Genomic DNA, 12800 nt, shown 5'->3' on the forward strand with positions numbered 1-12800 from the left:
AGACCCGCCCCGTGTACGAGAAAACCTTCTACGCCACCCATCCCGACATGATGGAAGGCGCGTCCAACGCGGATCTGCGCGCGCGCTATCTCGTCGAGGGGCTGTTCCGCCCCGGCGAGATCGTGCTCACCTATTCGCACGGCGAGCGTTTCGTGATCGGCGGCGCGGTGCCCGGCGCCGATCCGCTCGCGCTGCCGCGCCAGCAGGAGCCGGCGAGCGCGGCGGGCCATGCGCTGCTCGAGCGGCGGGAGCTGGGTGTCGTCAATATCGGCGCCGGCACGGGAAGCGTCACCGTCGATGGCGAGGCGATCAGCCTTGCCAAATATGAAGCGCTCTACGTGCCGATGGGCAGCGAGGAGGTGGTGTTCGCGGGCGAGGGGGCGCGCTTCTACCTGCTCAGCGTGCCCGCGCATCGCCGCCATGGGCTGCGCAAGCTCACTCTGGCCGATGCCAATCCGATGGAGCGCGGCAGCCTGGAGACCTCGAACGAGCGGACCATCTACCAGCTGGTGCTGCCGCACACCTGCGCCAGCGCCTCGCTATGCCTCGGCATGACCCTGCTCAAGCCCGGCAGCGTGTGGAACACCATGCCGCCGCACGTCCATGAGCGCCGATCGGAAATCTATCTCTATTTCGATCTGCCCGAGGAGGATCGCGTCTTCCACTATATGGGCCAGCCCGATGGGTTGCGGCACATCGTGATGCGCAACGAGGAGGCGGTGATCTCGCCGCCCTGGTCGGTCCATATGGGCAGCGGCACGCGCGCCTATGCCTTTATCTGGGCGATGGCCGGCGAGAACCTCGATTACAACGACATGGACGTGAAGGATATCTGCCAGCTCTGCTGAGCAGGCCGCCACCTGCCGGCATCGCGGCCGGGCGGCGCCCGCGGGCCGTCCGGCGGGCGTCGTGGGGGGCGCCCTGATATGTCATTCAAATCGACCGCATACGCAATCTGATCTCCACCAGCGTCAATAATTTGATGCAAAACTTGTACTACAAGCTCTTGCGCATCGAACCGACTCCTTCTATGCAGAATGCAAGCCGGCAGCAGTTCGGCTCCTGCATGGGGAGGATTATCATGCGCGTGAAACCCGTCGCCGCGCTGACCAAGGGTCTGGCGCTGAGCAGCCTGTCCGCCATCGCCACCGCCGCGCTGGCCCAGCCCGCCCCCGTCGCCACAGACGCGCCGCCCGCGCCGATGACGACCCCGCAGGCCGCCGAGCAGGGCACGCCGCCCGGCGCCGCCATCGCGGACATCGTCGTCACCGCGCAGAAGCGATCGCAGCGTGTGCAGGATGTGCCGCTCGCGGTGCAGGTGGTGACCGAAAGCACGCTCCAGTCGCAGGGCGTGCGCCAGTTCGCCGATCTCACCAAGGCCACGCCCTCGCTGCTGATCCGGCCTTCGGAGCAGCCGGTCAACAATTCGCTGTCGGTGCGCGGCATCGGCACCTTCGCCTTCTCGCCCGGCGTGGAGCAGAGCGTCGCGGTGCAGATCGACGATGTGCCCGTGCAATTCGTCGCGCGCGCCTTCGCCGATCTCAGCGATATCGAGCGCATCGAGGTGCTGCGCGGGCCGCAAAGCACGCTCTATGGCCGCTCCGCCTCGGCGGGCCTGATCAACATCGTCACCCAGGCGCCGACCAAGACGCTCACCGGCCGGGTGAGCGGCCTCGTCACCGCCGATGACGAGCAGCAGATCATGGGCGCGCTGTCCGGCCCGCTCACCGATAGGCTCGGCTTTCGGGTGAGCGGCAATTATGATCGCTGGTCCGGCAACGTCCACAATCTGGCGACGGACGATACCGTCAACGGCTTCCGCACCCTCTCGCTCAAGGGCAAGCTGGTCTGGGATCCGACTTCGGCGCTCAGCATCACCGCGCAGGGCGGCTATATCGACGGGCGCACGACGATCGGCCGGCCCTTCATCCGGGTGTCGCCCAATGCCCGGCTGCGCGGCGTACCCGCCTATGGCCCCTCCGTCTTCGCGCCCGGCGTGACCTTTTCCGACGACAATCAGGATGTCGTCAACAACATCAACTCCGGCACCAAATATCGCGACTATTCGGCGTCGCTCCGGGCGTCGCTGGATCTCGGCTTCGCCACATTCATGTCGATCACCGGCTATGACCGCTTCCGCCAGTTCGACATTCTCGATCAGGACGAATCCGCCATTGCCGCGCTGGACAATCGCCAGTTCGGCACCTTCCGCACCACGAGCTGGAGCCAGGAGCTGCGGCTCGTCTCGCCGAGCCGGCATCGGCTGCGCTACACGCTCGGTCTTTTCTATGCGAGCCTGGACCTGACCCGACCCTTTGTGCGCGGCCCCTTCTTCTCGCTCGCCAATTGGTACGCCACCACCGGCACCAAGCAATATGCCGCCTTCGGCCAGGTGGAATATGATATCTTGCGCAACACCACGCTGATCGGCGGCGTGCGCGCCGGCCGCAGCGCGATCCGCTACACCTTCCTCGATCATGTCGCCAATGATGCGCGCTTCGCCGGGCACGACGCCGACAATTACGAGACGTACAAGCTCGGATTGCAGCAGAAATTCACCCCCGATCTGATGGCCTTCGCCACCTTCGCCACGGGCTATAAGAGCCTCGCCTACGATATCGGCACGGGCTTCAACCAGCTTCGCCAGGATTCCGGGCCGGTGCGGCCCGAAACCTCCAAGGATTGGCAGGCGGGCATCAAGTCGCAGCTGTTCGATCGCCGCGTCACCCTCAACCTCACGCTGTTCAACACCCGCTTCAAGAATTTCCAGGCGCAGGGCATCGAGACGCTGGCGGACGGCACGAGCAATTTCCGGCTCGCCAATGTCGGCCGGCTGCGCACGCGCGGCGTCGAGCTGGAGGGCAGCGTGCGCGTGGCGGACGATCTGTCGGTGTCGGGCGGCGTCACCTATGCCGATGCGCGCATCCTCTCCTTCCCCTTCGCCCAATGCTATCCCGGGCAGACGGCGGCGCAGGGCTGCACCGGCACGCCGGCGCGGCAGGATCTGGCCGGCTTCCGCCCGGCGCAGGCGCCGCTCTGGAAGCTCGCCGCCAATGCCGAATATACGCCGCACCTCACCAGCCGCCTCGATGGCCTGGTGCAGCTGGCCTATAGCTACCAGAGCGCGATCAATTTCGGGATCAACCAGGATCCGCAGACGCGCCAGCCCGGCTACGGCATCGCCAATATCTCGCTCGGTATCCGGCCGCCCGATCGCCGGTGGGAGCTGGTCGGCTTCGTCAACAACCTGTTCGACAAGCACTATTTCTCGAACATGACCAATTCGTTCGGCAATCAGGGCAACCAGCTGGCGACGCAGAGCTATCTCGCGCGCGATTTCAACCGCTATGGCGGCGTCCGCGCGAGCTTCAAATTCTGAATTCGGCGGCGTGGCCCCGACGGCGCCGCCGCCGCCGGGGCCCGCCTTCCGTCAGCCCGCGCGCGGGCCCTCGGGCAGGCTGGTGATCGACGAGGATTCGTCCCACAGGTCGATCTTGCCGTCGGCGGCATGCTGCTCGATCGCCGCCAATTCCTCCGCCGAGAAATCCAGCCGCTTCACCGCGTCAAGCGAATCGTCGAGCTGCGCCACGGTGCGCGCGCCGATCAGCGCCGAGGTGACGCGCGGATCGCGCAGCACCCAGGCGATCGCCATCTGCGCCAGCGTCTGGCCGCGTTGGTCGGCGATCGCCGCGAGCGCCCGGATGCGGGCGAGATTCTCCTCGTTGAGCATCTCGGCCGACATCGAGCTGTCCGCCCGTCCGACCCGCGCATCCTCCGGCACGGCCTTCAGATATTTGTTGGTCAGCAGCCCCTGGGCGAGCGGCGAGAAGGCGATGCAGCCGGTGCCGAGGCGCTCCAGCGTGTCCAGCAGGCCGCGCTCGATCCAGCGGTTGAGCATCGAATAGCTGGGCTGGTGGATCAGCAGCGGCACCCGCTCCTCGGCGAGCAGCGCGGCGGCGCGGCGCGTGAGTTCGGGGGAATAGGAAGAGATGCCGATATAGAGCGCCTTGCCCTGGCGATGCAGCTGCGCCAGCGCGCCGACCGTCTCCTCCAGCGGTGTGCGGGGATCGACCCGGTGCGAATAGAAGATGTCGACATAGTCGATCCCCATCCGCTTGAGGCTCTGCTCGCAGCTCGCGATCAGATATTTGCGGCTGCCGCCGATGCCCCCATAGGGCCCCGGCCACATATCCCAGCCGGCCTTGCTCGAAATCACCAGCTCGTCGCGGCGGCCGGCGAAGTCGGTGGCGAGCACGCGGCCGAAATTCTCTTCGGCCGAGCCATAGGGCGGCCCGTAATTGTTTGCGAGATCGAAATGGGTCACGCCGCGATCAAAGGCCCGGCGCAGGATCGCGCGGCCCGTCTCGAACACGTCCGCGCCGCCGAAATTCTGCCACAGGCCGAGCGAGATGGCCGGCAGATCAAGGCCGGAGCGGCCGCACCGGCGATAGGGCATGCGGCCGTCATAACGGTTGGGGTCGGCGATATAGGGCTCGGGAAAGGCCATGGACGTCTCTCTCTCCAGACAGGCGCGGGATGTGTGCGGCCGAACACGCGATATCGCAAGCGGTTGCCTGCGCCGCGCGGGCACGCGGCCAAAGGCTCCGCCGGTCGGGCCGGCGGACCGGCCCGTCGCCCCGGCCTGATCCATGTGGCGGCGGGGCCGGCCCGGCCACCCGCATCGCGCGTCCTTGTGCCCGCGCGGTCCGCCGCCGCGCGCCGGACCGGCCCCACGCCTGGAAGCGGAGATTAAGCATGCGCGTGCACCATCTCAATTGCGGCACCGATTGCCCGCTGGGCGGCGCGCTGTTCGATGGCCGCAGCGTCGCGCCGCTCGGCCGGCTGGTGTGCCATTGCCTGCTGATCGAGACACCCCGCGACGGGCTCGTGCTGGTCGATACCGGCTATGGCCTGCGCGATGTCGAGCATCCGCACCGCGGGCCGCATCCGCGCATCACCCGCTTCATGCGCGGCCTGCTCAACATCCGCCTGCGCGCGGAGGAGACGGCGCGCCGCCAGATCGAGGCGCTCGGCTTCGATGCCGGGGATGTCCGCCACATCGTGCTCACCCATCTCGATTTCGACCATGCCGGCGGGCTCGAGGATTTTCCGCAGGCGCGGGTGCATCTGCTCGATGCGGAATGGCAGGCCGCCAGCGGACCCCGGCGCGGCTTCGTGACGCGCAACCGCTACCGGCCCCGCCAGTTCGATTCGGTGCGGCAATGGCGCCGCTATGGCGCGCAGGGCGCATCCTGGTTCGGCTTCGATGCGGTGCGGGATCTCGAGGGCTTGCCGCCCGAGATCCTGATGGTGCCGCTGCCGGGCCATAGCTGGGGCCATGCGGGGGTGGCGATCGAGCGGCCCGAGGGCTGGCTCCTCCACGCCGGCGACGCCTATTTCTACCGGGGCGAGATGCGCGAGGCGGTGCGCCGCTGCACGCCGGGCCTCGCGGCCTATCAGCGCATGATGGAGGTGGATCGCACCGCGCGCCTCGGCAACCAGGCCCGCCTCCGCACCCTGTCGCGCGCGCATGCCGCCGAAGTCCGCCTGGTCTGCGCGCACGACGCCACCGAATTCGAGCACGCCGCCGCCGGCCGCCTGCTCTGACCTTCGGGTCGGGCGGCAGGGCTAGCGGCGCGGCTGGGCGGCGAACCAGGGAATGAGACGCGCCAGCGCCGTCTCGACGCGATCGGTGGAGACGGCGAAGCTGAAGCGCAGGAAGCGATGGCCTTCGACCGGATCGAAATCGATCCCCGGCGCGGTGGCGACGCCGGTATCGTGCAGCAGCCGCTCGCAAAAGTTGAGGCTGTCCGCGGTGAGATGGCCGATATCGGCATAGATGTAGAAGGCGCCGTCCGGCGGCGCGATGCGGGCCAGACCGAGGCGGGGCAGGGCGGCGAGCAGCAGATCGCGGTTGCGCGCATAGGTGGCGACATGGCCGTCCAGCTCGTCGCGGCCCTCGAAGGCGGCGAGGCCGGCATGCTGGCTGAGCGATGGGGGCGTGAGGAAGAAATTGCCGATCCGCGCGCGTGCCGCGTCGAGCAGAGCCGGCGGCACCACCAGCCAGCCGAGCCGCCAGCCCGCCATGCTGAAATATTTGGAGAAGCTGTTGATGACCAGCGCCTCGGGCGCGCTCCGCAGCAGCGAGCGGGTCGGGGCGCCATAGCTCAGCCCATGATAAATCTCGTCCGAGATCAGGCCGATGCCCCGCGCGCGGCACAGCGCCGCGATGGCGGCAAGCTCGGCCTCGGGGATGATCGTGCCGGTCGGGTTGGCGGGGCTGGCCAGGATCAGCCCGTCGGGCGCGGGATCGAGCGCGGCGATGGCGGCGGCGCTGATCTGGAAGCCCTGTTCGGCGCCGCAGGCCAGTTCCACCGGCACCATGTGCAGCGCCTTCAGCGTGTTGCGATACGCCACATAGCCCGGCCGGGCGAGCGCGACGCGCGCGCCGGGGGCAAAGCGCGTGGTGAGCGCCAGCACGAGCGCCGGAGACGCGCCGCAGGTGAGCAGAATCTGCTCGGAATCGATCGAAACCTGCTGGGTTTCGGCATAATGGCGCGCGATTCTGGCCTTGAGCGCGGGGCTTTCCCAATAGCCCATGGCGTCGCTGTCCAGCACACGGTGCGCGGCGGCGATCGCCGCCGCCGGCGCGCCGGTGGAAGGCTGGCCGAACTCCATATGGATCACCGAGCGGCCCTCGCTGGCGAGGCGATGGGCCTGGCGGCTGATCGAGATGGCGTGGAAGGGATCGATGGCGGCGGTCATGCCGGCTCTTTACGCCCCGCGCCGGCCCGCGCAACGCCCCTGCGGCTCAGCTCGGATGCGCCTCGCCCGTGCGCGCGCCCAGGCCCTCGCGCTCGGCGATGGCGCGGATCCCCTCCGCCCCGTAATTTTCCTGAGTGACGGTGATGATGCGCGCATGGGCGAAGCGGGCGCTGTCCCAGCCCATCGCCAGCGTCACCAGCTCGCGCAGCGTGCCGCGCGCGAGATGCACCGCTTCGTCGCCGGGGCGTTCGTCCTGGCTCTCGTAGAGCGCCGCCTGTTCCTCGAGATTGTAGATCATGCCGGGCCTCCTCGCTGCTGCCGTCGACGCGAGGAGCGCGGGAAGGCGGCTGCGGTTCCCGGTCGCGGGGACGCGCGCGAGCGGCTCAGCCCCGCCGCGCCAGCCGCACCGGCGCGCGCGGCCGGCCGAAACCGGGCTCGTCGTCATTGGCGGCGCGGCGCGCCCGCTCGTCCCGCGCGGCCGCGACCGCGTCCCAATCCACCAGATCCATGATCCTGCTCCCGCCAATCCCGTGGGCCGGTTATGCGCCCGCCCGCGCGGCGGAGCACACGAAGAGTCTCGATCGCGTCGATCGATCCCGCCTCAGAAATGCTTCGCCATGGCATCCGAGATGCTGCACGCCGCCGGGCCGAGGATGACGATGAACAGCACGGGCAGGATGAAGCAGATCAGCGGCACGGTCATGATCGCCGGCAGCCGCGCCGCCTTCTCCTCGGCGCGCATCATGCGCTCGTTGCGGAATTCGGCCGACAGCACGCGCAGCGCGGAGGCCAGCGGCGTGCCGTAGCGTTCGGTCTGGATCATGGTGGTGACGACGCCGCGGATCGCATCCAGCTCGGTGCGCGCGGCGAGATTCTCGAACGCCTGGCGGCGCTCGGTGAGGAAGCCCAGCTCGATCGCGGTGAGGATGAACTCGTCGCCAAGCTCGGGATAGGCGCGGCCCAGCTCGCGGCCGACGCGGCCGAAGGCGGCATCCACCGTCAACCCCGCCTCGGCGCAGATCACCAGCAGGTCGAGCGCGTCGGGCAGGCCCTTGCGGATCTCGCCGGTGCGCTTGATGATGGTGTTGCGCAGCCAGATGTCGGGCGCCTTGTAGCTCAGCAGCAGCGTCCCCGCGACGAGCATGTAGCGCTTCACGCCGCCCCAATGGCCGAACCAGCCGAGCGCATAGACGCCGAAGGCGATCGTGCCGCCGAACAGCAGCGGCAGCGCGAGGCGCGCGAAGATCACCATCACCGCCGCATCGCGCGAGCGGATGCCCGCGCGCATCAGCTTCATCTGCGCCTGCTTGACCTGCTCGTCCTGCAGCACCCGCAGGCTCGACAGGGCCGAGCGCATCATGTCGGTCGTCTCGGTCCGCGCGGTCAGCTTGGCGCGCCGCTTGGAGGTCGAGGCGGTGATGCCGAGCTTGAGCTGCTCGCGCCGCTCGTTCAGCGCCTTGACCCGCTTGGCCATGGGATCGCGCACGGTGGTGGCGGCGTAGATGGAGACGAGCACCGACAGCGCGGCGATGCCCGAGCACAGCGTCGCCAGCACCTGGACCGGCACACCGAGCAAAGTCACGGGAACAGGGCTCATCGCGGGCCGATCCTCAAATCTCGAAATTGACCATCTTGGACATGATGAAGGCGCCGAGCCCCATCCACACCAAGCCCACGGTGCCCGCGATCATCAGGCGCGGATCGTGGAAGAAATTCTGGATATATTTGCCGTTCATCCACCACACGAGCATGAAGACGATGAAGGGCAGCGCGCCGACGATATAGGCGGACGCCTTGCTTTCCGACGCCATGGCGCGGATCTTGAGCTTCATCTGCGCGCGTTTGCGCAGCACTTCGGCCAGGTTGGACAGGGTTTCGGCCAGATTGCCGCCGGTTTCGCGCTGGATGGCGAGGGTGATGACGAAGAACTGGAACTCGGCGGTGCCGATGCGTTCGGCGGTTTCCTGCAGGGCCGCTTCCATGGTGCGGCCGATGCGGATGCGATCGCAGATCAGCCGGAACTCGACGCCAACCGGGCCGGGGATCTCGGCGCCGACCACTGCCAGCGTCTCGGAGATCGGCAGGCCCGAGCGCAGGCCGCGCACCAACAGCTCGATTGCTTCGGGGAATTTCGCGGTGAAGGCGTTGACGCGCCGCTTGATCAGGAAGCCGACCGCCTTGTGCGGCAGGCCGAGCCCCGTCGTCACCGCCGAGAGCAGGGCGAGGATCATCGGCGCGCCGCGCAGCAGCGGGAGCATGGCCGCGATCAGCCCGAGGCCGCCGCAGACCATGAGATACTGGCCGAGCGACCAGTCCCGCCCCGTCATCGCCAGCCGCTGCTGGAGCCGCTCCGGATTGGGCAGCAGCCGCGTGGCGACGCTGTCCAGCCGGGTCTCGCGCTGGGTCTGCACGCGGCGCAGCTGCGCCTGGGCGGCGCTGTCGCCGCTCTCGCCGTGACGGGCGCGGATCGCCTCCATCCGCCGGCCGCGGGTCTTGCTCGTCGATGGCGTCATCAGCGCCATGGCGACGAGCAGGAAGGCGCAGCTGGCCCCGAGCGGGAGGAGGAAGATCATCGCGCTCAATCCTTCTTGCGCGGCCGCTTGGGCTTGAGCGCGACCAGCCGGTCGAGCAGCGACTTGCCCGCCTTCTCCAGCTCCTCCTCGCCGTCATGGCTGACGATGGCGCGCGCGAGCGCGATCATCGGCGCGCTGGTGCGGCCGCTCTTGCCGACCTCGGCGACCGGCTTGCCGAGCTTGGCGGCCTGGGCCATCAGCTTGGGATCGAAGGGGATGGCGAAATCGATCTTGCGCTCGATCGATTCCTCGAACTCCTTGCGCGAAATCTCGGTGGCGGCGCTGCCCATCACCCGATTGGCCACCACCAGCACCTGCGCCGCCGGCATATTGGCCTTGAGCCAGGAGAGCAGCCGGATCGTATCACGCGCCGCCGCCAGCGTGAGATCCACCACCACCACCACCGTGTTGCACTCGTGCAGCAGGTGGGGATGGTGGATCAGCATCTGGCGCGGCAGATCCAGCACCGTCACCTCGAAGGCGCCGCGCAGCTCTTCCTGCAGCTGATAGAAGGCCGAGCCGTCGCTGTGCATCGGCGCGTTGAGCGGCGCCTCGGCCGAGAGGAGCGAGAGCTTGGCGCTGGCCTTGACCATCGCGCGCTCGATGAACAGCCCGTCGATCCGGCCCGGATTTTCGATCGCGTCGGTGAGGCCGCGGCCGGGCTCCACGTCATAGGCGAGCGCGGCCGTGCCGAAATGCACGTCGAGATCGAGCAGCGCGGTCGAGCGGCCCTCGGCCTCGCCGAACAGCCAGCCGAGCGAGGAGGCGATCATCGAGGTGCCGATGCCCCCGCGCACGCCGATCACCGCGGACATGATGTGCGGCCGGTTCGCCTGCGGCTCGCTGGCGCGCGGCGCCGACAGGCTGAACTGCGCATGGGCCAGCGCCTCGCGCAGCTGATCGCCGTTGAAGGGCTTCAGCAGATAATCCTGGATGCCCGAGGCGACGAGATCGCGATAGAGGCGGACATCGTTCACCTTGCCGGCCGCGATCACGATCGTGCCGGGCTCGCAGACTTCGGCGAGCGCGTTGATATCGGTGAGCGGATCGCCGGATTCGGAGAGATCGACGAAGAGGATCGTCGGGCTCGCCGACACCGCGAGCGACTGCACCGCATTGCGCAGGCCGCCCCGCGCGACGCGCTCCGGCGCCCAGCCCATCTCGATCGCGATCGGGCGCAGAAGCTCGGCCGTGTCCTCGTCGCAGACATAGGCGGCAAAGGGTTCGCGTGTGCCGGCGCGCGGCTGGAAGGGGGCGTTCACTTGCCGCCTCCCGAGCTGAGCGTGGCGCGGGTGTTGGTTTCCTCAAGGCCCTTCTTGCCGGTCACATCGGCCTCGCGCCAGGCGGCCACCGCCTTGACGCTGAGCGAGGCGTCGCTCGCCGGCCCGGCTTCGCGACCCTGCACCAGATCCTGCGGATCGGCGACCATGGCGGCGAGGTTGGTGGCGGTGGCGCAGCCGAAATTGCTGGTATTGGCGTTGTCATATTCCGCCCAGTTGCCGCGCGCCCAATCCGGACAGCCTTCGACGCGGGCGATCGCGCGGCTCACCACCACGCGTGCGGTGCCCGGCGCGGGATGCCCGGCGGTGACGGGCGCGGGGCTGTGCGCGAGCAGCATGCCGTAGCGCGACAGCACCGCGCCGACCCCGTCCGCCGCGGCGGCATCGCCGCCCACGCCGCTGGCGTCCACGCGCACCGTGTCGCCATAGGAGAGGGCGAGGCTATCGAACCAATCGGCCAGGCGCTGTGGCTCGCCGGGGGCGAGCGCGCCGCCGGCCATGGCGACATCGAACATCAGATCGGTGCGGCTCACGATCGGCGCGTGCATCGAATCGGCGGAGCGATTGTAGCTCGGCCGATCCCGCGCCACGGCGGGCGCGGCGAGACCGAGGGCGAGCAGGGCGAGCAGGCGGAGGCGGGGCATGCGGGCGCTCCTCAATTGAACGAAAAGCCGGGGGCGGGCGTGCCGGCGGGGGCCGGCGGCGCGGGCCGGGGCGCGGCGGCCGGACGCTGCGTCACCGGCGGTTCGGCGCGCGGCGCGACGGGGGTCGCGCGGTTGGATCCGGCCGCCATCTGATCGAGGAAGACCCGGCCGAGCGTGGTCGGCGTGCGATAGCCATCGGTCGGCAGTGCGACGCGGGCATCGGACACCGGGCGGACGAGATAGGGGGTGATCACGATCACCAGCTCGGTCTCGCTCTTCTTGAAGCTGTTCGAGCGGAACAGCGCGCCCAGGATCGGCAGATCGCCGAGGAAGGGCGCCTTGTTGACGCTGTTGTTGCCGGTGTTGTTGAGCAGGCCGCCGATCGCGAAGCTCTGGCCCGAGCCCAGCTCGACCGTCGTCTCGGCGCGCCGCGTGGTGATGCCGGGGATCTTGTAGCCGTTGATGTTGACGGTCGAGTCGGTCAGCTGCGAGACTTCGGGCCGAACGCGCAGCGAGATGCGCCCGTCGCCCAGCACCGTCGGGGTGAAGGCGAGGCTGACGCCATATTGCTTGTATTCGATCGTCGTCACGCCCTGGAACTGGGGCACGGGAATGGGGATCTCGCCGCCCGCCAGGAAGCTGGCCGTCTCGCCCGAAAGCGCGGTGAGGCTGGGCTGGGCGAGCGTGGTGGCGAGCCCGTTGGTCTCGGCGAGATCGATCGCCGAGAGGATGTCGAGCCCGAGGAAATGGCCCGCGAGGCCGAAGCGCGTGCCGGTGCCGGTGAGCTTGTTGAAGGCGTAGGTGGTGAGCGCCTGGCCGGTGCTGGCGTTGGTGGTCGTGGTGATGGTGCCGGGATCGCCCTGATTGCCGAAGCCGAGCGTCGAGCCGCTGCTGCCATGATCCTGGGCGAGGAAGTTGACGCCGATCTGCTGCGAGATGTCGCGGCTGACCTCGGCGATGCGGACGCGCAGCATCACCTGCAGCGGCGTCGCCGTCTTGAGCCGGGGGACGACCATCACCTCCTTGCCGACAAAGGCCTGAACGAGGCGCGTCGCCTCGGCCACGTCGTCGGGCGACTTCACGGTGCCGGTCAGCACGACCATGCCGTTCATGGGCGTCGCGGTAATCTGCGAATCGGCCATGGTCATCTTCAGCATCTGGCCGATGCCCGCCATGTTGGTGCCGACGCGCACCGTCGCCTGGAAGACCACGGCGCCGCTCTTGTCGGTGGCGGACAGGCTGGTCTCGCCCGCGGCCTTGCCGAACACATAGAGCCGCGTCGGCGTGCGCGGCTGGACATCGGCGACCTTGTCGTCGGCGATGAACACGTCGCTCACCGCGCGCGGCAAGGTGATGAGCTGGCCGGTCGAGACCGACAGGGTGATCGTCTGCGCCGGCGCGGCGTCGGCGGCGCTGGGCACCGCGCGCAGCGTGGCGGCGGCGGCCGGGCGCAGCGGCGCGGCGGCGAGGCCGAGCGCGAGCGCGGCGGCGAGGCTCGCGCCCAGCGGCGCGCGGAGATGGACGAAGCGACGCGACAT

The 12800-nt window shown here is 68.9% G+C and carries 12 protein-coding genes; 3 read left to right on the forward strand and 9 right to left on the reverse strand.

The features are described 5' to 3' along the window. Positions 1–11 precede the first annotated feature (11 nt). Positions 12–848, forward strand: coding sequence for a 5-dehydro-4-deoxy-D-glucuronate isomerase (kduI, locus tag LHA26_RS11425; protein WP_252165737.1), 837 nt, complete (start codon positions 12–14; stop codon positions 846–848). Positions 849–1081: 233 nt separating this feature from the next. Then, the gene (locus LHA26_RS11430; RefSeq protein WP_252165738.1) at positions 1082–3379 is read left to right on the forward strand and encodes a TonB-dependent receptor; all 2298 of its coding nucleotides are present in this window, start codon (positions 1082–1084) and stop codon (positions 3377–3379) included. A 51-nt stretch (positions 3380–3430) separates the two neighbouring features. Here LHA26_RS11430 and mgrA read toward each other — a convergent pair whose 3' ends face one another. Then, a complete protein-coding gene (gene mgrA / locus LHA26_RS11435) occupies positions 3431–4507 on the reverse strand; it encodes an L-glyceraldehyde 3-phosphate reductase (protein WP_252165739.1) in 1077 nt (358 codons plus the stop codon). A 248-nt stretch (positions 4508–4755) separates the two neighbouring features. Between mgrA and LHA26_RS11440 the strand changes: the two genes are divergently transcribed. After that, positions 4756–5607 (forward strand): MBL fold metallo-hydrolase, encoded by an 852-nt coding sequence (locus LHA26_RS11440; protein WP_252165740.1) that lies wholly within the window; start codon positions 4756–4758, stop codon positions 5605–5607. 21 nt (positions 5608–5628) lie between these two features. On the opposite strand, the gene LHA26_RS11445 is transcribed toward LHA26_RS11440, so the two are convergent. The 8 genes from LHA26_RS11445 to LHA26_RS11475 all read right to left on the reverse strand — a co-directional run bounded on the left by LHA26_RS11445 (position 5629) and on the right by LHA26_RS11475 (position 12800). Next, complete coding sequence (locus LHA26_RS11445) at positions 5629–6765, reverse strand: aminotransferase class I/II-fold pyridoxal phosphate-dependent enzyme (protein WP_252165741.1); 1137 nt, start codon at positions 6763–6765, stop codon at positions 5629–5631. Positions 6766–6811: 46 nt separating this feature from the next. Beyond that, positions 6812–7063: a hypothetical protein gene (locus LHA26_RS11450; protein ID WP_252165742.1), complete on the reverse strand. Its 252-nt coding sequence runs from the start codon at positions 7061–7063 to the stop codon at positions 6812–6814. 85 nt (positions 7064–7148) lie between these two features. Further along, positions 7149–7274: a hypothetical protein gene (locus LHA26_RS20055; protein ID WP_302897984.1), complete on the reverse strand. Its 126-nt coding sequence runs from the start codon at positions 7272–7274 to the stop codon at positions 7149–7151. 92 nt (positions 7275–7366) lie between these two features. After that, positions 7367–8362 (reverse strand): type II secretion system F family protein, encoded by a 996-nt coding sequence (locus tag LHA26_RS11455; protein ID WP_252165743.1) that lies wholly within the window; start codon positions 8360–8362, stop codon positions 7367–7369. Between the two features lie 13 nt (positions 8363–8375). Next, positions 8376–9338, reverse strand: a complete 963-nt coding sequence (locus LHA26_RS11460; RefSeq protein ID WP_252165744.1) for a type II secretion system F family protein — start codon at positions 9336–9338, stop codon at positions 8376–8378. A gap of 5 nt (positions 9339–9343) precedes the next feature. Continuing rightward, on the reverse strand, positions 9344–10600 hold the full coding sequence (locus tag LHA26_RS11465) for a pilus assembly protein CpaE (protein WP_252165745.1): 1257 nt from the start codon (positions 10598–10600) through the stop codon (positions 9344–9346). Continuing rightward, on the reverse strand, positions 10597–11262 hold the full coding sequence (locus LHA26_RS11470) for a CpaD family pilus assembly lipoprotein (RefSeq protein ID WP_252165746.1): 666 nt from the start codon (positions 11260–11262) through the stop codon (positions 10597–10599). The genes LHA26_RS11465 and LHA26_RS11470 overlap by 4 nt, the downstream gene beginning before the upstream one ends. A gap of 11 nt (positions 11263–11273) precedes the next feature. After that, positions 11274–12800: a type II and III secretion system protein family protein gene (locus tag LHA26_RS11475; protein ID WP_252165747.1), complete on the reverse strand. Its 1527-nt coding sequence runs from the start codon at positions 12798–12800 to the stop codon at positions 11274–11276.

The organism is Sphingomonas morindae, assembly GCF_023822065.1.
GTDB lineage: Bacteria > Pseudomonadota > Alphaproteobacteria > Sphingomonadales > Sphingomonadaceae > Solisphingomonas > Solisphingomonas morindae.